This is a genomic window from Streptomyces sp. NPDC005955 (genome assembly GCF_042871255.1).
Classification (GTDB): domain Bacteria; phylum Actinomycetota; class Actinomycetes; order Streptomycetales; family Streptomycetaceae; genus Streptomyces.
This window is the reverse complement of sequence record NZ_JBIAIF010000004.1, coordinates 292,242-314,441: the sequence shown is the minus strand read 5'-3', so window position 1 is coordinate 314,441 and position 22,200 is coordinate 292,242. Positions and strand designations below refer to the sequence as shown.

The window sequence follows — 22,200 nt, the reverse complement described above, 5'->3', positions numbered from 1 at the left end:
ACATGGAAGGCGGCGCGCAGGGCGTGGTCCATGACGTGGCGAGCGCCTCGGTCCGGCCCGGGCGCCCCCCTGACTCGCCTCCGGTCGAAGGCGGCTCGACGTCGACACGCCGTCCGGATCGCCCCCGTGCCCCGGAGCGTGTTCCGCATGCGTCCCGTTGGGCCCCTGGCGCCCCGTTCTCCTCGGGAACGGCTGCTCCCGCTCGCCGGTGTCCTCGCTGTTCGATCGACGGGGCGCGCGCCGGTGCGCGTCCGGTAGTTCAGTGCCCCCTCGGTGCACCGACAATCCGTCCGGGTAATCCCGCGCCCCCTGGCGCGCCCCTGTCGAGTCTGCCCGAGCGAAGAGCGCCGGTGTCCCCGGACGGGGTCGCGCACGCTTCTCGCCCTCACCTTCCGGTGGTCGGCGCCGGTCCTTTCTGCGGGCCCGCCACGGGGCATTCCGAAGAACGCCATCGAGCATCCGGACGGCACACAGGGGTGCCCCGGCCGTTCAACGGGAAACCGTATGTCCATGAGGGCGCGGAACGGTCCGGTCGGTCGACGGGGAATCCGGTGCGGCCGTGTGGTGACTGGAAATTCACCCACTGCCGAAAAAGCGTGGTGTGCCGTCCGATACCGGAAGACCGGATCGGGCCCCCGCGCCACCGGTGGAGAGCGCTCGGCGTATTTCCTGAAGCCGTGTCATGAATTCACGCGGGTCCAGGAAATGCGCCCCCGGTCCGGACGGCACGCCGGTTCCGCTCCCCGTCCCGACCCTGCGTCCCCACCCCGGAGCGTCTCCCAGGGTGCCCCTCCCCGGAAGGGCACCCTTCGCCGTTCCCGGCGCCCCTTCCGGGGCTGCCTCCGGCGGTGCGTCGCCGGGTGCGGCTGCACGGCGCTTGCTCGCGCAGTTCCCCGTGCCCCTTCAGTACGTCCACCTGGCCCTGCGTTGCTCGGTGCGCCCCGAAGGGGCGCGGGGAACTGCGCGGACGACCGCGGCGCACCCGCCCCGGGCAGCGCACGCCCAGACGAGCGTCCCGACCCGGTCGCCCGCCCCGCCGCGGAGGCCCCGCCGCCGGTCCCGGACCCCCGCCACCGGCCCCGACCGGAGATCCTGTCGCAACCGGTGACACGAGGGGGCGCGACTCGTATATTGCGGCGCGGCACGGAAGTTACCCGCGAGTTCAGGAGGATGGATGTCGCCCCCGCCCCGTCGCGCACGCCACCGGCTGTTCGCCCTCGCCACCACCACGGCCTGCGCCGCGGTCCTCCTCGGTGCCCCGCCGCCCGCCGCCACCGCGGCGGGGAACGGCCCGGCGGACCCCTACCTCATCGGCCGGGGCATCGCGGACGTGACCGGCGAAGCCGCCGAAACCGGGATGATGGGCTACTCCAGCTTCGACCAGAAGACCTCGGGCATCCACGGACGGCTGCGTTCCCGCGCGTTCGTGGTGCAGGACCGGGCCAGCGGGAGCCGGGTCGTCTACGTCAACGCGGACCTCGGCATGATCTTCCAGGCCGTCCGCCAAGGCGTGCTCGCCCGACTCGCCGAGCGGTACGGGGACCTGTACGGAGCACGGAACGTCCTGTTGTCCGCCACGCACACCCACTCCGGGCCGGGCGGCCACTCGCACCACCTCGCGTACAACCTGTCCGTCCTGGGGTTCCAACAGGGCACCTACCGCGCGGTCGTCGACGGCATCGTGGAGTCCGTGGTGAAGGCTCACCAGGACCTCGCTCCCGGAACGATGAGCCTGGGCACCGGCACCCTGACCGATGCGAGCGTCAACCGTTCCCGCAGCGCCTTCGACCGCAACCCCGCCCCGGACCGCGCGGCCTTCCCCGGTGCGATCGACCCCGCCATGACCGTGCTGCGGTTGCGCCGCGACGGCGAGGACGTGGGCGCCATCAGCTGGTTCGCGACCCACAACACCTCGATCACCAACAAGAACACGCTGATCAGCCCCGACAACAAGGGCTACGCCTCGTACGCCTGGGAGCACGACCACCAGGGCGTGCGCTACCTCGACGACACCCCCGGCTTCGTCGCCGCCTTCCCCAACACCAATGCCGGGGACCTGTCGCCCAACCTGAACCTCAAGCCCGGTTCCGGACCCACCGAAGACGAGTTCGAGAACGCCCGGATCATCGGCGAGCGGCAGTTCGTCAAGGCCCGCGAGGTCCATGCGACGGCGACCCCCGTCACCGGCACCGTCGACGCCCGCATCACCCACGTCGACATGGAGGACGTCACCGTCGCCGGGGCGTACACGCCCGACGGCACCGTGCAGCGCACCTGTCCGGCCGTGGTGGGCGCCTCGACGCTCGCGGGCAGCGTGGAGGACGGCCCCGCCCTACCCGGTTTCACCGAAGGCGCCCGCAGCCCCGTCGCCTCGATCGTCGACGCCCTGCGCATCGACACCCCGACCTGGCTCAAGAGCTGCCAGTACCCCAAGGCGAGCCTCGTCCCCACCGGCCTGCTGAACCACGTCCACCCGGTCACCCCGCGGGTCCTCCCGCTCCAGATCATGCGGATCGGGCCCCTCCACCTCGTCGCCGCCCCCGGCGAGTTCACCATCACCGCCGGGCTGAGGGTGCGCCGCACCGTCGCCCGCGAACTGGGCGTGCCCCTCGAACACGTGCTGCTCCAGGGGTACGCCAACGCCTACGCCCAGTACGCGACGACCCCCGAGGAGTACGACGCCCAGCAGTACGAGGGCGGCTCCACGCTGTACGGCCGCTACACCCTGCCCGCCTACCAACAGGAGTTCGCGAAGGTCGCCGCGTCGCTGCGGGCCGGCACGCCCCTGCACCCCGGCGCGGCGGTGCCCGACGAGTCACGGCGGCAGATCAACCTCCAGACCGGGGTGGTCCACGACACCCCGCCGCCCGGCTCGTCCTTCGGGGCCGTCCTCACCCCGCCCGCGGCCCGGTACCGGCGCGGCGACACGGCCACGGTCGGGTTCGCCACCGCCCACCCCAAGAACGACCTGCGCCGCGGGGGCACCTTCCTGGAGGTCCAGCGACTCGTCGACGGCCGCTGGACCCGGGTCCTGGACGACGGCGACTGGAGCACCCGCTACCGCTGGACCCGCCTCAACGGGCTCACCGGCACCTCCAGGGCCACGCTCACCTGGACCATCGCCCCGGACACCCCCACGGGTACGTACCGCTTCGTCCACCACGGCGACAGCAAGAACCTCCTCGGCCGGATCACCCCGTTCACCGGCGTCTCGCCCGCCTTCGAGGTCCGCTGACCCGAGCCGACCCGACGGGTGCCCACCGCTCCCGGCCCCGTGTCGCCGTCCGCCCGGCGGACCCCGGGGGCCGGGACTACCCTGGGAGGAGGACCCGTCGCGGTCCGGCGTGCGCGGGTCCCGTTGGAGAGAGGAGCCCGCCATGAACGCCACGAACGCGACGGTCGACCGCTCCGCGATCGAAGCGGACATCAAGGAGACCCTCGGGCTCGTCCCGCACTTCTTCACCCGGATCCCCACCGAACTCCTCGCGCCCGAATGGGAGATCTTCAAGCGCATCGAGCTGGGGGAGACCCTGATCCCGAACAAGTACAAGGAACTGATCGGTGTCGGGCTGCACGCCGAGACGAAGTGCCATTACTGCTCCCTGTTCCACACCGAAGCGGCGAAGCTGTTCGGCGCCACCGACGAGGAGATCCAGGAAGCCGTCCACTACGCCAAGGCCAGCCTGGGGTGGAGCGCGTACATCAACGGCATGCAGGAGGACTACGACCGGTTCGCCGCCGAACTCGCCCAGATCGGCGACCACCTACGGTCCCGGGCCGCCTGATGCGACTGGAACGCCTCCGTCCCACCGTCCTGCGGGCCACCCTCCACGTCCACGAACTGGCCGCGCTGACCACCGCGGCCCGTTACGTCACCGAGAGTGAACCGCCGGGCGTACCCGCCGAGGCGCTGGAAGAGCTGCGCGCCCTGCTCACGGACTACGACGCCCAGGTGCGCAGCCTCGCCCCCACCCCGCACCCGGACGCACCGCCGCCCCGCCCGCCCGACTGACCGCTCCCGCCCGGCCGTCCGCCTCCGACCGATCGGCCGCCCCCGACTGGCCGTCGCGGGGCCGGTCACGCCGGACGGGACGTGGTGCCCGGACCCGCCGTCGCGACGCCGCGCCCGCTCGTCAACGGGACGCCCCCACCCCGCCCGCAGACCGCCCCGCGAATCGCCCTCACGTCCGAGGCCCGTACGGGCGCGGCCCCCGGCCGGACCCGAAGGGCGGCCCGCCAACCTTCCGGGTGAACCGGTTTTGACTGGGTCCCTCCGTGACCTCAACACTGCACAACGCCGCAGCGCGTACGTGCACACGGAGCCGTACCGCTGGCGACCAGCAGCCCCTTCATCAGTCCGATGATCGGCTCGTCGTTGTTCCGCGGCGCTACCCTCAGGAGGTTTGGCGTGGGGCCGTCCGCCCAGGAATCCATCGCCGTCGTCGGAATGAACTGCCGGTTCCCGGGCGACTGCGAGTCCCCCGAGGAATTCTGGAGATTCCTTTCCGCGGGCCGGCACTTCCGCACCGGACTGCCCCGGGACCGGGGCTGGGACCTGGGGCGGCTCACCCACCCGGACCCCGCCGCGGCCGGCGTCACCTACGTGCGCCAGGGCGGGTTCCTGCCCCGGGCCGGGGACTTCGACGCGGCCTTCTTCGGCGTGGGCCCCCGCGAGGCCACCGCCATGGACCCCCAACAACGGCTGCTCCTGGAAAGCGCCTGGGGCGCCGTGGAGCACGCCCGCACCGCCCCCACCGCGCTCCGCGGCTCGCGCACCGGCGTGTACGTGGGCATCAGCGAGAGCCGCTACCTGTGCCGCCTGGGACAGCCGGAAGCCGACCTGGAGGCGTACCTGCCCACCGGCCTCTCGGTGAGCGCCGCGGCCGGCCGGATCTCCTACGCGCTCGGGCTGCACGGACCCGCCCTGTCCGTGGACACCGCCTGCTCCTCCTCGCTCGCCGCCGTCCACCTCGCCGTACGCGCCCTGCGCGCGGGGGAGTGCGACAGTGCGATCGCGGCCGGGGTGTGCGTCATGGCCGAACCCGACGTCCTGGTCTACTTCTCCCGGCTCGGCGCCGTCACCGCCGACGGCCGGTGCAAGTCCTTCGCCGCCGAAGCGGACGGCTTCGCCCCCGCCGAAGGGGTCGCCGCCCTGCTGCTGACCCCGCTGTCCCGGGCCCGCGCCGCCGGACAGTGCGTCCTCGCCGTCATCCGGGGCAGCGCACTCAACGAGGACGGCACCGGCACCGGACTGACCGTGCCCAACGGCACCGCGCAGCGGGCCGTGATCGCCGACGCCCTCCGGGACGCCGGACTCCACCCGCACCAGGTCGACCTGGTGGAAGCGCACGGCACCGGCACCCCGGTCGGCGACCCCGTCGAAGCGGCCACCCTTCAGGACGCCTACGCCAGCGGCCGGACACCCGACGACCCCGTGTGGATCGGCTCGGTCAAGTCCAACATCGGCCACACCCAGGCCGCCGCCGGACTCGCCGGGCTCGTCAAGACGGTGCTCGCCCTGCGACACGAGGAGATGCCGGCCACCCTGCACGCCGCCCACCCGACCCCGGCGGTGGACTGGTCGGCCGGCACGATGCGGCTGCTGCACCGCAACCGCCCCTGGCCGCGCGGCGACGAGCCCCGCCGGGCCGGGGTACTGGCCTACGGCATCAGCGGCACCAACGCCCACGTACTGGTCGAAGAGGCACCCGACACGCCCCGGGTCGTCCGGCCCCGCCGCGGTGAGGCGCCGCTGGTGTGGCCGCTGTACGCGGCGACCCCCGAAGCGCTCGCTCCGCAAGCGGCGGCACTGGCCCGTCGGCTGCGCCAGGACCCCGCCACGGACCTCGCCGCCGTCGGCCACTCCCTCGCCACCACCCGCAGTGCCCTCACCGAACGGGCCGCCGTCACCGGCACCGACCGGGACGGACTCCTCACCGCCCTCGACGCGTTGGCGACCGACGGCCAGCACGAGGCCGCCGCCCGCTCCCGGGCCATCGACGGCCCCGGCCCGGTCTTCGTCTTCCCCGGGCAGGGCGCCCAGTGGCAGGGGATGGGCGCCCGACTGCTCGCCGAGTCCCCGCGGTTCGCCGAGGCGTTCGAAGCGTGCGCCCGTGCCCTGCGCCCGTGGACCGACGACGACGTCACCGCCGTCGTCCGCGGCGCACCGCACGCCCCGCCGCTGGAACGCGCCGACGTGGTGCAACCCGCCCTGTTCGCCATGTACGTGTCCCTCGCCGTGCTGTGGCGCTCCCACGGGGTGCGCCCCGCCGCCGTCATCGGCCACAGCCAGGGCGAGATCGCCGCCGCGTACGTCTCCGGAGCGGTGAGCCTGGAGGAAGCCGCCCGCGTGGTGGCCCTGCGCAGCAGGCTGCTGCGGGGCATCACCGCCCGGGGCGCCATGGTGTCGCTGGCCGTGCCCGCCTCCCGGGCCGCGGAACTGCTCGCCCCCTGGGCGGGCCGCATCGAGGTCGCGGTGGTCAACGGCCCGGCCGCCACCGTGGTCGCGGGCGACGCGGACGCGGTCACCGAACTGCTCGACGCCTGCGCGTCCGAGGGCCTCTGGGCGCGCCGACTGCCCGTCGACTACGCGTCCCACTGCCAGCACGTGGAGGCCGTGCACGGCGCCGTGCACTCCGCGCTGAAGGGCACCACCTCGGGTCGGACGGTCGTCCCGATGTTCTCCTCGACCACGGGCACACCCGTGGCGGAAGGCGAACTCGACGCCGGCTACTGGTACCGCAACCTGCGGCGCCCCGTCCTCTTCGACGAAGCCGTGCGGCACGCCCTCGCCGCGGGATTCACCCAGTTCATCGAGATCTCCCCGCACCCGGTGCTGACCGGACCGCTGCGCGACATCGCCGCCGACGCCGGCCGTGACGCCGCCGTCAGCGCCAGCCTGCGGCGCGAGCGCGCGGGCACGGCCGACTTCGCCGCCGCCCTGGCCGCGGCGCACACCGGGGGAGCCGACCTCGACTGGACCACGCTCTACCCGCGCACCGGGGTCACCGACCTGCCCACCTACCCGTTCCAGCGGCAGCGCTACTGGGCCGCCGCGGCGCGCCGCACCCCCGAACTGGCCGCGGCGGGGCTGCGCGACGGGGGCCACCCGCTGCTCGGCGCGACGGCGGAACTGCCGGACGGCTCGCTGCTGTGCACCGGACGACTGGCACCCGCCGACCAGCCCTGGCTCGCCGACCACGCGGTGCACGGCACCGTCCTCCTCCCGGCCACCGGCATGGTCGAACTGCTGCTGCACGCCGCCCGCCGCGCCGGGCTGCCCGCCCGGCTGGAGGACGTCGTCTTCCACGCCCCCCTCGTGCTGCCGGACACCGCCGTCGACGTCCAGGTGCACTGCACGCCCGACACCGACGGCGGCCGACTGCTCACCCTCCACTCCCGGGGCCACACCGCGACCGGAGGGTGGACCCGGCACGCCGAGGCGACCGCCACCGCGACACCCCCCGGGCCCCCCGCCCCGACGACGGCCCCCTGGCCGCCGCCCGGCGCCGAGCCCGTCGCGGTCGACGACTGCTACCGCGCCCTGGAACGACGCGGCTACGCGTACGGTCCCGCGTTCCGCGGCCTCACCGGCGCCTGGCGCGAGGGGGAGACCCGGTACACGGAGGCCCGGCTCACCGGGGACGGCACCACAGGACCGGACGGGTACGCGGTGCACCCCGCCCTGCTGGACGCCCTGCTGCACGGCCTGTTGCTGGACGGCGCCACGGACCGCACGCTCCTGCCCTACGCGATCGGCCGGGTCGAGGTGCTGACCGAGGGCGCCACCACGCTGCGGGCCACCCTGGTACCGGCGGACGGCGACCGGGTGTCCCTGACCGCCGTCGACCCCGCCGGACGGACGGTGGTCACCCTGACCGACCTCCGACTGCGGCCCACCACCGCCCGCCGACTGCGGGCCGCGCTCGCCGCCGCCGACACCACGCTCTTCGCCCCCGTCTGGCGGCCCGTCACCCTCCCCGACGGCGGCCCGCCCGGCGACTGGGTGACCGTCGGCCCGTCCGGGGGACCGGTCCCGGGCCGTTCCCTCCCCGACATGTCCGCCCTGGCCGACGCGCTCGCCGCCGGTGCACCCGCCCCCGACGCCGTGGTCCTGGACTGTCGCACCGGCCCCGACGACCGCGCGGCGGCCATCGAACCCGGCCCGCGCCTCGCCCGTCTGCTCGGTGAGACGCAGGTGTTCCTGGCCCGCGAAGAACTGGCCGCCATCCGACTGCTGGTCCTGACCCGTCGCGCCCACGCCACCTCCTTCGGGGATTCCGTCCACGATCCGGTGGCCGCCTCCTGCGCCGGTCTGATGCGCTCGGTACAGAGCGAGCACCCCGGCCGGGTGTTCCTCGTCGACACCGAGGACGCCGCCGGCCACGCGAACCCCGCGTCCGCCGCCCTCGCCGCGGTCCTCGCCGGCGACCACCCCCAAGTGGCGATCCGCGGTGACCAGTTCCTCGTCCAGCGCCTCGTCCCCGCCCACGACGGCGTCGGCGACGGGCTGACGCTGCCCGACGACGACCCGCCCTGGCGGCTGGCCCCGGCGGCCAGCCGCACCCTGGAGGACATCGGGCCCGTCACCGACACCACGGGCGCCGCGCCGGTGGCCGCCGACCGGCTGCGCATCCAGGTCCACTCCTGCGGAGTCAACTTCCGTGACGCGGTCGTCTCGCTCGGCATGGCGGAGGGCGACGCGATCGGCTTCGAGGTAGCCGGAACGGTTCTGGAGACCGGTGCGGACGTCACCGCGTTCCGCCCCGGCGACCGGGTCGCCGCCTGCCTGTTGTGGCAGGCCGGCGGGTACGCGCCCCGGGTGGACGTCGACCACCGGCTGGTCGTGCCCGTCCCCCGGGGCTGGACCCTGCCGCAGGCCGCCGCCGCGACCGCCGCCTACCTGACCGCCCACCACGCACTGGTCGACCTCGCCGCCCTGCGCCCCGGCGAGCGGGTCCTCGTGCACGCCGCGGCCGGTGGCGTGGGCACGGCCGCCGTCCAACTCGCCCACCGGCTCGGCGCGGAGGTCCACGCCACCGCGAGCACCGGCAAGCACGCCCTGGTCGCCGCCGCGGGAGTCGCCGAGCACCGCATCGCCGACTCCCGCACCCCCGACTTCGACGACACCCTGCTGCGGGCCACCGGTGGCGCCCGGTTCGACGTCGTCCTCGGCAGCCTCGCGGGGGAGTTCGTCGACGCGTCCCTGCGGCTGCTGCGGCCCGGCGGTCGCTACCTGGAGATGGGCAAGACCGACGTCCGCGACCCGGACAAGGTCCACGCCGAGTACCCGGACGTCCGCTACCGCGCCTTCGACGTCCGTGACCACCCCGCCCCGGAACGCGCGCTCGCCCACCTCGTGGAGCAGTTCCGGGCGGGCACCCTGCCCCCCCTGCCCGTGCGGACCTGGCCCCTGCGGCACGCCCGCAGCGCCCTGCGCTTCCTCAGCCAGGGCCGTAGCACCGGCAAGATCGTCCTGACCCGGCGCACCACTCTCGACCCGGACGGCACCGTCCTCATCACCGGCGGCACCGGCACCCTCGGCACCCTGCTGGCCCGGCACCTCGCCGACGTCCACGGGGTGCGCCACCTGCTGCTCGTCAGCCGGCGGGGCGAACGGGCCGACGGAGCCCGCGCCCTGGCCCGGGAACTCGCCGACCGCCCGCAGGGCCCCGTCCATGTGACGTTCGCCGCCTGCGACGTCGCGGACCGCACCGCCCTCGCCGACGTACTCGCCGGAATCTCCGCCGAACACCCCCTGACCGCCGTCGTGCACGCCGCCGGAACCCTCGACGACGGACTCGTCGGCGACCTCACGCCCGACCGGCTGCACACGGTCCTGCGGACCAAGGCCGATGCGGCACGGCACCTGCACGACCTCACCCGCGGCGCGGACCTCGCGGCCTTCGTGCTGTACTCCAGCATGGCCGGCCTCGTCGGCACCCCCGGTCAGGCCAACTACGCCGCCGCCAACGCCTATCTGGACGCCCTCGCCCACCACCGCCGCCAGCAGGGGCTGCCCGCGACCTCACTGTCCTGGGGCCTGTGGCAGGAGACCAGCGGGCTCACCGCCCACCTCCACGCCACCGACCAGGCACGACTGTCCCGACACGGACTCGCACCGCTGAGCACCCGACAGGCCCTGGCCGGCTTCGACGCCGCCCTCGACCTCGACGAGCCGCACCTCGCGGTCACCGCCGTCGCCCCCGCGGCCGCCGACCAGGCCCCCGCCGCCCTGCTCGCCGAAGTGATCCACCACCGCCCCGCGCGCCGCACCGCCCCCACGCCCGACGACGAACGCTCCCACCTGCTGACCCTGCCCGACGGGGAACGCCTCGCCCACCTCGTCGCCCTGGTCCGCACCCATGCGGCCACCGTCCTCGGACATCCGGGCCCCGAGGCCGTCCGCCCCGAACGCCGGTTCCGCGAGGCGGGCTTCGACTCCCTCGCCTCCGTCGAACTGCGCACCCGACTGAGCCGCGCCACGGGCACCAAACTCTCCGCCACGGCCGTGTTCGACCACCCCACCCCCACCTCCCTCGCCCGTCACCTCGACACCCTCCTCACCCCGACCACCGCCCACCCCGCCGAGGGCGGCACGAAGTTCGTCACGGACGTCCTCGACACCTGGGCCCGGGGCGACTACGAGTCGGGACGGCGCCACCTGCGGGAGGGCGCCCGCCACCGTCGGACCACCACCCGCCCCGCGGACCTCCCCACCGGCGACTGGGAACGCCTCGGCCGCGGTCCCGCCCCGCTGCGGCTCGTCTGTCTGCCCCCGTTCACCACGTCCCCCGCCTCCGAGCCCTACGCCCGTCTCGCCGCCCTGCTCGACGGACGGCACGACGTGTGGACCATCGGACTCCCCGGCCTCCGCGACGACGAACACCTCCCCGCCGACACCGCGACCCTGAGCCGGGCCTGGGCCGACGCCCTCACCCGACTCGACCCCGCCGGACCGTACGTCCTGCTGGGCCACTCCTCCGGCGGACTCCTCGCCCACGCACTCGCCCACACCCTCCAACGGCGCGGGACCCCGGCGGCCGGGCTCGTCCTCCTCGACCCGCCCCTGCTGAGCGCGGTTCCCGACCGGCTGGCCGCCCAGGTCACCGACCGGGTCCGGCGCGCCCGCTCGCTCGTCACCCCGGCGATGCTCACCGCTATCGGCGCCTACTCGCAGCTCTTCGCCGACTGGACGCCCGAACCGCTGGACACGCCCACCCTCCTCGTCCACCCCCGCGACAGCGACCTGCCGCAACACTGGCCCGTCCCGCACACCCGCCGGCCCGTCGACGGGGCCCACTTCTCCATGTTGGAGGAACACGCCCCGGACACCACCCGGGCCGTCGAGACCTGGCTCGCCTCCCTGCGCCCCTGACCCTCCGGAACCGGCACCCCACCGACCCCGCCCCCGACCAACCGCGTTCCCGGCCACACCGCGGGACACCGCGGAGAGGACTACCTTGACCACCACCGCCGGCACCACTGCCGGACCGACCGCACGCACCGGCGCACCCCCTCTCCCGACGGCCCCCGGAGCCCTCCCGGTCCTGGGGCACGCCCTCCCGCTCGCCCGCGACCCCCTCGGCTTCCTGTCGCGGCTGCCCGCCCGCGGTGATCTGGTGCGCGTGCGGATCGGTCCACGGACCCTGGTCGTGGTGTGCGAACCCGAACTGACCCGACAGGTACTCCTCAACGACCGGGTCTTCGACAAGGGCGGCCCGCTCAGCGAACGGGGCCGCGAAGTCCTCGGCAACGCCCTCCTCACCTGCTCCCACGCCGAACACCGCCGCCAACGACGCCAGTGCCAACCCTCGTTCCAACCCCCGAGGATGTCCGCCTACGCCGACAGCTTCACCGAGGCGGCACGCACCGCCGTGGACGACTGGCACGACGGCCGGGAACTCGACGTGGTCCCCACGATGATGGCCCTCACCGTGCACACCGCGGTCACCACCATGTTCACCACCGACGCGCCCGCCCACGCCCCCCTCGCCACCGGTGCGCTCACCGACGACATCGCGACCGTGGTCGAGGGCGTGCTCCGACGCGCCCTCACCCCCGCGTTCCTCCGCCATGTGCCCAGCCCGGAACGACACCGCTACGACCGCGCCCAGGTCCGGCTGCGCGCCCTCCTCGGCGGACTCGTCGCCGCCCGCCGCACTGACGCCGACCCGCCGGACGACCTGCTGCACGCCCTGCTCTCCGCCGGCGGCCCGGACGGCCCGGACGGCACGCCCCGCCTGACCGACACGGAAGCCGTCGACCAACTCCTCACGTTCCTCGTCGCCGGGGTGGAGACCACCGCCAGTGCCCTCGCCTGGGCCTGGCACCTGCTGGCCCGCCACCCCGAGGTCGAACGCCGGGTCCACCACGAACTCGACGACGTGCTCGACGGCAGGCTCCCCGCACCCGCCGACGTGCCCTCCCTGCCCACCACCGCGAACGTGCTCACCGAAACGCTGCGCCTGTACCCGCCCCTGTGGATGATGACCCGTGAGGTCACCCAGGACACCGTGCTCGGCACCTTCGCCCTGCCCCGCGGCACCGTCCTCGGCGTCAGCCCCTACGTCATCCACCGGCGCCCGGACGTCTACCCCGAGCCCGACCGCTTCGACCCCGACCGGTGGCGGGACCGACGGCCCGACCGGGCGGCCTACCTGCCCTTCGGCTCCGGAGCCCGCAAGTGCATCGGAGACCGCTTCGGCGTGGTCCAGGCCACCCTGGTGCTCGCCACCATCGCCGCGCGCTGGCGACTCGTGCCGAGCGGCGGACGACCCCCGCGCTTCTCGGCCCTGTCCACCCTCACCCCCCGCGGGCTGCGCATGCGCATCACCGACCGCGCCACCCGCCCGACCCCCGGGCGGCCCGGATGAACCCCGGCCCCGCGCACGTGAACTACGCCGAGCCGATCCTCGACGCCCTCGCCGCGGACCGTGACCGGCCGGTGCTGCACACCGCCGACGGACGCCAGGTCACCGCCGGGGACGTGTGCGACACCGCCCGCCGCCTCGCCCGCTACCTGGTCGAGCGCGGCACCGGCCCCGGCACCACCGTCGGACTGCTCGTCGGGAACACCCCCGAAGCGGTCCAGGCGCGGTACGCGGTCGCGCTCACCGGCGCCCGCGTCGTCGTACTGCACGGCGGCGCGCCGCCCGCGACGCTCGCCCGAGTGCTCGCGGACGCCGGATGCACACTCCTGCTCGTCGACGCGGACCGGTGCGCGACGGCACGGACGCTGCCGCTCATCCCCGACGGCCCCGCCCTGCTGACACTCGGACCGCATCCCCCCGGACCACCGGCCCTCGCCACCGACGCCCTCGCCGCCTGCGCCGGCCACCCGGCCACCCCGTTCGCGGTCCGCGTCCACCCCGGGACCGACTGGTGCGTCGTCTACACGGGCGGCACCACCGGAACCCCCAAGGGCGTCCGGATGAGCCACGCCGTCCGGCTGGCCGCCCTCGGCAGGGCCCTGCGGGACCCCGCCGGCTCACCCCGGTACCTCCTGTGCACCTACTTCAGCTACGCCGTCGGCACCCTCATCGACCTCGCCCTGCTCCACGGCGGCTCCGTCGTCCTGCGCCCCGGGTTCGAGGCGGGCGACGTCCTGCGCACCATCGCCCGGGAGCGCATCACCCAACTCTGGCTGTCACCCGCCTTGTTGTGGCGACTCCTCGACCACCCCGCCCTCGCCGCGACCGACCTGTCCAGCCTGACGCGGGTGGCGTACGGGGGCTGCCCGGCCCCGGCCGCCCGACTGCGCCGGGCCGTCGAACTCCTCGGCCCCGTCCTGTACGGGTACTACGGACAGACCGAGGCCGGGCCGATCAGCGTGCTGCTCCCGCACGAGCACGTGCCGAGCGGCCCGGACGGCGCGTTCTCCGTCGGTCGCCCGCTGCCCGGCGTCGACCTCGCCCTGCTGGACGAACGGGGCCGACCCGTGGCCCCCGGAGCCCCGGGGGAGATCTGCGTACGCTCGCCCACCGTGATGTCGGGGTACGCGAACCGCCCCGAACTCGACCCCGAGGTGTGGCGGGACGGCTTGCTGCGCACCGGCGACCTGGGCCGCCTGGACGAGCGGGGACACCTCTTCGTCGTCGACCGGCTCAGGGACGTCCTGCTCGTCGGGGGAGCCGAACTCCCCCTGCACGTCTACCCGTCCGAGCTGGAGGACCTCCTCCTCACCCACCCCGGGGTCAGCCAGTGCGCGGTCTTCGGGGTGCCCGGTCCCGACCGCACCGAACTGATCCACGCCGCCGCCGTGCCCGTCCCCGGTCACCGTCTCGACCTCAGCGAGGTCCGCGCGTTCGTCACCGCCCACCGCGGAGCCCCCTGCGCCCCCGTCGCCCTCCACCGCCTGACCGCCCTGCCCCTCACCGCCCAGGGCAAACCCGACAAGGCGCACCTGCGGGAGCGTTACGCCCCGCACGGCGAACCGGTGCGGAGCTAGCCGATCTCCCACGCGCCCGGCGGGGTGTGTCAGTGGCGGCTGCGATGCTGCGGGCATGAACGAGGAGATCATGCGCCGACGGGTCTACGGGGCCGACCACGACGATCCCGACCCGGGCCCCCGGCCGGGCCACGACTACGTCGAACTGGTCGGCGGCCCGCTCGACGGCCTGCTGCTCGACGTCACCGGTTGGCCGGAGGAACGCCGCCGGACCACCGTCCCGCTGAGCACGGAGATCGGACGGTACGGTGCCGGTGGACACGCCCTGTACGGTCCCCGGCCGGACGACCGACGACGGTACGACTGGCAGGGCGACACCCCCTGACCGCACGCCCTCGGAGGGCGTCGCGGGGGACGGGGGTTCACTTCCGTAGCGCCAGGTGCCGTGCCATCACCTCGTGGTGGTGGCGGACCGCGTACACGGCCAGTTCCACGTCCCGGGTGCGCACGGCCCGCAGGATGGGCTCGTGCACGGCCGTCAGGGCCGCCGCCTGGTCGGCCTCCAGCCAACTGGGGACGGTCCCGCCGTCGATCCACGCCCGGTACTCGTAGTCGATCAGCGCGCCGTGCACGCTCGCGAACATCGAGGTGAGGTAGGCGTTGTGGGACGCGCCGATCAGCGTGGAGTGGAAGTAGGTGTCCGCGCTCATCCAACTGGCCGTGTCGCCCGCGCTCGACGCGAGGCGGTCCAGGGCGACCTCTCCCTCGGCGAGTTCGTCGGGGGTGGCCCGCTCCACGGCCCGCACGATCCCGGCCGTCTCCAACGCCAGGCGCAGCTCGGCCAGTTGGTCCACCGAATCCGGGTCCACGTCGAGCATCAGGTTCATCGACGTGGCGAGGGTCGTCTCGGGCCGGAGCCGTACGTACGCCCCGGAGCCCCGGCGCGACTCGACCAGCCCCTTGACGACGAGGATGCGGATGGCCTGACTCACCGTGGGGCGGCTCGTCGACACCAGGGCCGCGAGGTCCCGTTCGGACGGCAGACGCGCCCCGTCGGGCAGCTCGCGCGCCAGGATGAGGCGCTGGATGCGCGCCGCGACCTCCTCGGCCACGCCCTCCCGCCGGTCCTGTGCGATCCCCCTCAGGGCGTGCCACGGGCTGTCGTCGGGCACCCCTTTCGTTCGCGCCACTCGACCGTCCTCCCGCGTCTCGCCCGTCCCGGTGGCGGCGACCGTCCGGGGCCGTCGCGGTCCCAAGGTATCCCAGGGCCGTGCGCCCTCAGTCGGAGCCGGTCCGGGCGGCCGTCACCACGACCGTGGTGTACGGCATGGTGAAGCGACCGCCCAGCGCATCGATCACGGCGGCGGTGCCGGCGAGGAGTTCCGCCCGCGCGGACGGCGGCAGTTGGGCGTGCCCCCCGAAGGTGGGCAGCTGGTCCAACCACGCGTCACGGGTGTACGGCCGTTCCCAGTCGATCTGCCATCGCTGCGGCGCACCGAACGAACCCTGCTCGCGCAGCGCCGCGTCCGCCCGGTCGCACAGAAGTTCGTACCCGGTGGTGCCGGGCCCGGCATCACCGGGGAACGGGGCGTCGGGCAGCACCCGACGGCGGACGTCGGCGAAGGCCTCCGCCAGTTCGGGAGCGGGGCGCTGGACGTTCCAGAACACCGCCAGCCGGCCACCCGGGCGCAGCGCCCGAGCCGCCCCGGCGGTTCCGACGACGGGGTCCACCCAGTGCCAGGTCTGTCCGGCGACGACGGCGTCGAAGAGCCGCTCCCCCCGGTTCCAGGTCTCGAACGACGCCACCTCGGTCTCCACCCCGTGCCGGCGCGCGAAGGCGGCCATCCTGGGGTCCACGTCGATTCCCAGGACCCGGCACCCCGCCGCCCGGAACTGTCGGGCGGCTATCCCGGTGCCCGTGCCCACGTCGAGGACGTCGGGGCCGGGGCTGGCGGCTACCACCCGCTCCACCAGGGCGTCGGGGTAGCGGGGCCGGGTGCGGTCGTAGCGGGCCGGGTCCGTACCGAAGGACTCGGCCGGACCGCGGGCGCGATGGGGTTCCCGTGCGGCGGGGCGCGAGTCCCCCGACGATAGAGTGGGCATGTGCCCATTTCTAGTGGGCGCCCGCCCACTCGTCAATCGGCAGGGCGGTTTCCCGCCGGAAGGGGAGCGGACCGTGACACCGACAGGCGTGGCCATCCGGGAGGTGCGCCCCCAACTCTTCGACGCCGCGGAGCGCGTCCTGCTCAGGGCCGGACCGCAGGCGCTGACCAGCCGCGCCGTCACCACCGAGGCGGGCTGCGCCAAGGGCGTGCTGCACCGCCACTTCGCCGACTTCGACACGTTCCTCGCCGAGCTCGTCGCCGACCGGATCGCCCGGATCGACGCCCGGGCGGACGCCCTGGTCGGCACCGCAGGGTCGGGCACGGTCATCGGCAACCTCACCGGTGCACTGACCGACCTGTTCGGCTCCGTCGCGCTGCGGATCGTCGGTCTCGTCATCTCCCGGGACGACCTGCGCGCCCGGCTGCGCCGCACCACGCCGACCGGCGTCCCGCTCCTCGCGGAAGCCACCGACACGGTCGCCCGCTATCTGCACGCCGAGCGCCGCATGGGCCGCCTGGCCGCCGACGCCGAGGTGGACCTCCTCGCGCCCACCCTGGTCGGCGCCGCCCACCTGCTGTTCGCCGACCCGGACCGCAGCGCCCCGGACGCCGCGGCCGTCGCCCGGACGGTGGGCACCGTACTGGGGGGCGCCCTGCACACGCCGTCGACCGGCACAGCGCACGACGGCCGTGCCTGACCTCAGGGGCAGAACACCGACTCGGCCAGGGCCCGGAAGCTCCCCGTCGAGTCCGCGTTGTAGTTGAACGCGGCGGACGTGCGGCCGTCGCGGGTGGACACCAGCAGGGAGGACCAGCCGTGGATGCCGCCGTCATGGCCCCACACCGTGACCTCGCAGCTCAACCGGGACGGTGACATCCCGAGCCCACCGACGGGACCGAGCGCCGCCGACGTGGGCGTGAGCATCTGCGCCAGCTCCGCCCGCGGGAGCAGCCGCCCGCCCAGCAGGGCGCGGGAGAACCGGGTGAGATCGGTGAGCGACGAGATCATCTCGCCCGCGGCACCGGCCGAGGAGGGATTGAGTTCGGTGACGTCGTGCAGCGGAACGGCCGGATCCGCGCCGAAGAAACGGGAGTGGCCCCGGGCGTGCGGTCCGGGGATGCGGGTCCTCGTGCCCGGCAGGGACGTCGACCGCAGCTGAAGCGGTTCGATGATGCGGCGCCGGATCTCGGTGGCGTACGTCCGCCCGGTCACCCGCTCGATGACCAGGGAGGCCAGGACGTAGTTGGTGTTGGAGTACCGCCGTCCGGTGCCCGGGGCGAAGTGCGGCGGGTGCGCGAGCGCCGTGCGCACCAACTCCGTGGGCGTGTGGGTGGTGAACCGGTGGGTGAGGAACGCCTCGGTGAAGAGCTGCGAGGCGAGCACCGGATCCCGGTCGTAGCCGTACAAGCCGCTGGTGTGGTTGAGGAGGTGGCGCAGCGTGATGCGGGAGCCGTCGTTCCCGTTGCCGTGCACCAGCCCGGGCAGCCACCGTTCCACGGGGTCGTCGAGGTCGACGCTTCCCTCGCCCTGGAGTTGGAGCAGCACCGTCGCCACGAACGTCTTGGTGATGCTGCCGATCCGGAACCGTTCGCCCGGGTGGCGCGGCTGCCGTCCGGCGCGACGGTCCCCGTCCCCGACGGCCGCCGACCACTGCGACCGGCCGTCCCGCACCTGGACCAGTGCGCCGAGTCGCCGGTCCCCGGCCCGGTCCAGGTCCGCCCGCAGCACGGCGAGCGTCCGCTCCCGGCTCCGTTCGGTCCGTTCGTCGGCGGCCACCGGGCTGGTGAGCGCCGTCCACGCCAGGACGACGGCGCCGGCCGCCGCCAGCCGTCTCCTTCTCCGACGGGGCCTTCCGGATTCGGTCAAGGTGTCGTACCCCTCCTGCCGTTACGGGCATCCGTACGGTCGGGGGGACGCCGGTACGGCCGGTCGTGTTGCCCGTTCGGGACGGGCGCGTCGGCAAACCCGTCCCGCGGGGGATTCGCCCCCGAGGCCGTGCCCGGACACGGCCCCTAAGGGTCCACTCCCCGACGGCCCCGGAACCGGGCGCAGATCACGTCCGCTCGCCCTCGGGAACCGCCGGACCCGGCGCTACGATCGCGCCATGACCGACTTCCAGGGCAGCCGCCACGCGAAGCGCATCGGCCTGGCGATAGCCGTGGTCGCGTTGCTGCCGTTCGTCCTCCCGTTGACCATCGGCTCGCACCGGACCGTCAACGGCGAACTGACCTCGTACAGCTACCTCAACCTCACCGCACTGGTCGCCGGCGTGGTCGCCCTCGGGTACACGGTGCGCACCTATTCCGGTCTGCGGTTCGAACAGCGGCTCACCACCACGTACAAGACGCTGCTGGTCGCCCTCGTGGTGGTGGCCCTGTTCCAACTCGTGCGCGGCAGCGGGGTGGTGCCCGCGGTGACGGAGTGCTCCGCGTCCTACAGCCTCGACCTGTGCCGACCGGAGTCCGTCCAGTAGCGCGTGACGTCGTGGCGCCGGGAGCCGAAGGGGAGTCCTTGCCGAAACCGGGCGGTGGGGTACCCGGCGCAACTACACGCGCTCGTCATCGGCGGGGATCTGGAACAGGGCGACGCGCGGGTGCCGTCGTCCCTGACGTCCTACCACCACCTCCAGGCCGCGTCCCTCTCCCCACGGGACTCGATCAGCATGACCAATCGCGTGCGCGAGCAGGCTTCCTGACGGGCGCCCTGCCAGACTGGTCGGAACAGGGGGAGGGCGTATGGATCTCGCTGCGAAGCATGCAGCTCTTTACCAAGGCACGCTGCTCGTCGCGGAAGCTGCCGAAGACGCGTACGGGTTGGGGGGTCTCGACCGCTTCCTGAAACCGTGGATTCGCGGCAGGCTCGACTCGCTCCGCGGTCTGCTCGCGAGTTGCGACACGCGGCGCCAGCTCGCCGAGGACGTGCGCGCCCTGGCCGGTGCGGCAGCCGCGTACTCCGAGTTGCGGAACCAACTCTTCTCGGATCTCCACCACACGCAGCCGGAGCCGCCCTGGCGGATCCTGCGACACCAGGACATGGCGATACGCGCGCAGTCCAGAGTGCTGGACCGACAGCCGACCTTCGTGCTCCGTCGGCTCGATGCCGGAGCGAACATCCCCGGGGCCGAAACCTGGGACTTCACCGTGCTCACGAGCCCGTCCGATCCCGCCGACCAGGGAACGTCGTTCATCGTCATGGCGGACAGCCAGGAGAAGAACGCCAGGATCACCGTCCAGGTGGCCAAGGAACTCGCGAGCGAGCGGTCCTGGTACCAGCAGCTCGAGTACGGTTTCTACGCCCTCGGCGCCAGACCGTTCCTCACCGCGATCTACGACCCGGACCGGCACCGGCGGCAGCCCCCGGAAGGGGCGGCCGGAGAGTACGGCTGATCACGGCGGCGGACCATCCACCGGGGGACCGGGTCCCGCCACCAGCCGTGACGTGACGTGCCGGGCGACGGAGCGTCGCCCGGCACGGCGCCGGGTCAGCGCACGTCGACCCGGTCACTGGAGCTGGTGGTGCCCAACAGCGCCGAGTTGGTGGTGAACACGGCCCGCCAGCTGCCGTCCTTCTTGGCGGTGAACCCCTTGGAGAACGCGCCCGCGCTGTTGGTGCGGGTGCTGGCGAGCTTGGTCCAGCTCCGCGCGCCGTCGGCCTTGAACCAGATGCTCACCGTCTCGTTCGACGCCTTGCGCCAGCTGCCGTCCAGCTTGGTGAGCGTGCCCTTGACCGTGATCTTGCTGCCCTTGCGGACCGGCTCGGGGCTGGCGTTGAGGCCGGTCACGGCGGTACGGAGCCGGACGTCCACGTAGTCGGCGCCGCTGGTCGAAGCGGCCCGGTCGGCGGTTCCGGTGTACCGGGCACGCCAGTCGCCGTCCTTGGCGGCGGTGATGCCCGCGGAGAACGCGCCGTTGGTGCCGGTGGTGGCGCTCGCCGCGCGGCTCCAGGCGGTGCTGCCCTTGGCCCGGAACTCGACGACGACCCCGGTCCGCGCCACCGCACGCCAGGTCTCGTTGGTGGCGCCGACGGCCTGGAGGGTGCCCGTGACCGTCACCTTGCTGCCCTTGGCGACCGGCTCGGGACCGGCGTTGAGGCCGGTGATGCGGCTGGGCACGGCCTTGACGGCCAGGGCGGCGGAGCGGGTGCTCACCTCGCCCGCGGCGTTGGTGAACACGGCCCGGTAGAGGCTGCCGTTCAGGGCCCCGGTGGCCTTGACGGCCAGGGTGGTCGAGGTGGCACCGGACACCGCGCTCCAGGTGGTGCCCCGGTCGGTGCTGCGCTCCCAGCGGACGGAGTCGGCGTCCTCGGCGGCGGCGCGGAAGGTCGCCGTCGCTCCGGAACGCACCGTCTGGGCGGACGGCTGCGTGGTGACCCGTGCGCTGCCGAAGCGGAGCGCACGCTCCACGTCCTGGGCGCGCGAGGGCATCCAGGTGGCGTCGTTGCGGTCGTGCGAGTTGAAGCTGGTCACGAAGCAGGCGGTGGTGGTGCAGTCGACCGGAGTCGCCAGGGCCCCGGCCGGAGTGAAGGTCTGGGTGAGCTTGAGGACGGTGGTGAAGGTGCCGTCCGCGTCGACCTGACGGATGTACGCCGCGTTCCCGAAGACACTGGGGTAGGTGGTGCCCGGCAGTGCGATCGACTGGGCCAGGTAGACGCCCTTGCCCGGACGGTAGCCGCTGCCCTTGACGGTGACCTCGGTCTCGGCACCGAGGCCGGAGACCTGGCTGACGGTCAGGGTCGGCGTGCTGACGGTGCCGTCGAGGCCGAGCGGGTCGAGGACGGTCCCGGGTTCGTACATCGGCTGGCCCTGGTTGCTGAAGACCTGCGCGCCCTCGGCGGTCAGCTTCGTGGTGATGCCGCTCCAGTCGAGCCGCGATCCGGTCAGGGAGCCGGGGGCGGCCGTGAGGGTGGCGAACGGCACGGCGGTGGCGCTCGTGGGCTCCTTGCCGTCCAGTTCGGTGCGCACGTCCATGTACAGCGTGCCCGTGCCGTCCTTGAGGACGACCCGCGGCTTGGCCAGCGTGATGGCGGTGATGCCGTGGGCGGGAACCGCGTAGGTGACCGATCCGTCGAACAGGACGTCCGCGGACGCCTCGGCGGGGTTCACCGCACCGTGCAGGACGGGGTAGGAGACGACTCCGGTCGTGCCCGAGGCGGTGGCGCCGCCGGCCGTGGTGACCGTGCCGCCGAGGCCCGTCACGTAGCGGAACCAGGAGGTCTTGAATCCCCACCCGGCCTGGCCGGTGAGCAGGATCGGGGAGGCGGCGGTGGCGCTGCCGTCGGCCGGGGCGGGCGCCGCCTGGGCGCCGGACCTCAGGGCCGAGGCCACCCCGGCGTCGACGGTGGCGGAGGTCGCGGCGGTCGCGGTGAGGACGCCCGCACTCGTCGAAAGGGCGGTGAGGACCGCGAGGGCGGCCAGCCGGGTTCTGCGGTTGGTGGACATGCGGGGCATGTCTCCTTCGGAGGGGAGGGCACACGGAAGTGCCGGGCTGCGTCCGGAGCGGAACACACACGGAACGGAAAAAGGGCGTGGGGAACGGCTCCTCGGAGTGGGGGAACCCGGGGCCGACAGCGATCATATTAGGTGAGGCTTACCTAAAGTGCCATCATCGGTGCGGCACGGGCCCGCCCGCCCTCGACGCGGGCGGGCCGTCAGGCCCCGGAGGCCGCCCCGGAAACCGTCGACGACACCGCAGACACCGCAGACGCCG

14 protein-coding genes are annotated in these 22,200 nt (G+C 74.0%); 10 read left to right on the top strand and 4 right to left on the bottom strand.

The window, feature by feature from the left end:
- Window positions 1-1,174 precede the first annotated feature (1,174 nt).
- The 7 genes from ACFYOU_RS13110 to ACFYOU_RS13080 all read left to right on the top strand — a co-directional run bounded on the left by ACFYOU_RS13110 (window position 1,175) and on the right by ACFYOU_RS13080 (window position 14,774).
- Window positions 1,175-3,235, top strand: a complete 2,061-nt coding sequence (locus tag ACFYOU_RS13110; protein WP_391305362.1) for a neutral/alkaline non-lysosomal ceramidase N-terminal domain-containing protein — start codon at window positions 1,175-1,177, stop codon at window positions 3,233-3,235.
- A gap of 142 nt (window positions 3,236-3,377) precedes the next feature.
- A complete protein-coding gene (locus ACFYOU_RS13105; RefSeq protein ID WP_389761524.1) occupies window positions 3,378-3,785 on the top strand; it encodes a carboxymuconolactone decarboxylase family protein in 408 nt (135 codons plus the stop codon).
- Window positions 3,785-4,012 (top strand): hypothetical protein, encoded by a 228-nt coding sequence (locus ACFYOU_RS13100; RefSeq protein WP_391305360.1) that lies wholly within the window; start codon window positions 3,785-3,787, stop codon window positions 4,010-4,012. The genes ACFYOU_RS13105 and ACFYOU_RS13100 overlap by 1 nt, the downstream gene beginning before the upstream one ends.
- Window positions 4,013-4,408: 396 nt before the next feature.
- The gene (locus ACFYOU_RS13095) at window positions 4,409-11,377 is read left to right on the top strand and encodes an SDR family NAD(P)-dependent oxidoreductase (RefSeq protein ID WP_391305358.1); all 6,969 of its coding nucleotides are present in this window, start codon (window positions 4,409-4,411) and stop codon (window positions 11,375-11,377) included.
- 85 nt (window positions 11,378-11,462) lie between these two features.
- Window positions 11,463-12,875: a cytochrome P450 gene (locus ACFYOU_RS13090; protein ID WP_391305356.1), complete on the top strand. Its 1,413-nt coding sequence runs from the start codon at window positions 11,463-11,465 to the stop codon at window positions 12,873-12,875.
- A complete protein-coding gene (locus ACFYOU_RS13085) occupies window positions 12,872-14,449 on the top strand; it encodes an AMP-binding protein (protein ID WP_391305355.1) in 1,578 nt (525 codons plus the stop codon). The genes ACFYOU_RS13090 and ACFYOU_RS13085 overlap by 4 nt, the downstream gene beginning before the upstream one ends.
- Window positions 14,450-14,504: 55 nt before the next feature.
- Window positions 14,505-14,774: a hypothetical protein gene (locus ACFYOU_RS13080; protein WP_389761536.1), complete on the top strand. Its 270-nt coding sequence runs from the start codon at window positions 14,505-14,507 to the stop codon at window positions 14,772-14,774.
- 37 nt (window positions 14,775-14,811) lie between these two features.
- On the opposite strand, the gene ACFYOU_RS13075 is transcribed toward ACFYOU_RS13080, so the two are convergent.
- A complete protein-coding gene (locus ACFYOU_RS13075; RefSeq protein ID WP_391305353.1) occupies window positions 14,812-15,579 on the bottom strand; it encodes an FCD domain-containing protein in 768 nt (255 codons plus the stop codon).
- A gap of 88 nt (window positions 15,580-15,667) precedes the next feature.
- A complete protein-coding gene (locus tag ACFYOU_RS13070; RefSeq protein ID WP_391305351.1) occupies window positions 15,668-16,492 on the bottom strand; it encodes a methyltransferase domain-containing protein in 825 nt (274 codons plus the stop codon).
- Window positions 16,493-16,565: 73 nt separating this feature from the next.
- Here ACFYOU_RS13070 and ACFYOU_RS13065 point away from each other — a divergent pair, with 73 nt between their 5' ends.
- On the top strand, window positions 16,566-17,192 hold the full coding sequence (locus tag ACFYOU_RS13065; RefSeq protein ID WP_389761540.1) for a TetR/AcrR family transcriptional regulator: 627 nt from the start codon (window positions 16,566-16,568) through the stop codon (window positions 17,190-17,192).
- A gap of 2 nt (window positions 17,193-17,194) precedes the next feature.
- Here the strand turns inward: ACFYOU_RS13065 and ACFYOU_RS13060 are convergent, their stop codons facing one another.
- Entirely contained in the window at window positions 17,195-18,361 is a 1,167-nt protein-coding gene (locus ACFYOU_RS13060; protein WP_391305349.1) for a serine hydrolase, read from the bottom strand.
- Between the two features lie 238 nt (window positions 18,362-18,599).
- Between ACFYOU_RS13060 and ACFYOU_RS13055 the strand changes: the two genes are divergently transcribed.
- Both ACFYOU_RS13055 and ACFYOU_RS13050 read left to right on the top strand, forming a co-directional pair.
- On the top strand, window positions 18,600-18,968 hold the full coding sequence (locus ACFYOU_RS13055; protein WP_391305347.1) for a hypothetical protein: 369 nt from the start codon (window positions 18,600-18,602) through the stop codon (window positions 18,966-18,968).
- Between the two features lie 262 nt (window positions 18,969-19,230).
- Window positions 19,231-19,881: a hypothetical protein gene (locus tag ACFYOU_RS13050; protein ID WP_391305345.1), complete on the top strand. Its 651-nt coding sequence runs from the start codon at window positions 19,231-19,233 to the stop codon at window positions 19,879-19,881.
- 95 nt (window positions 19,882-19,976) lie between these two features.
- Here ACFYOU_RS13050 and ACFYOU_RS13045 read toward each other — a convergent pair whose 3' ends face one another.
- A complete protein-coding gene (locus tag ACFYOU_RS13045; RefSeq protein ID WP_391305343.1) occupies window positions 19,977-21,932 on the bottom strand; it encodes an HtaA domain-containing protein in 1,956 nt (651 codons plus the stop codon).
- Window positions 21,933-22,200: the final 268 nt, after the last annotated feature.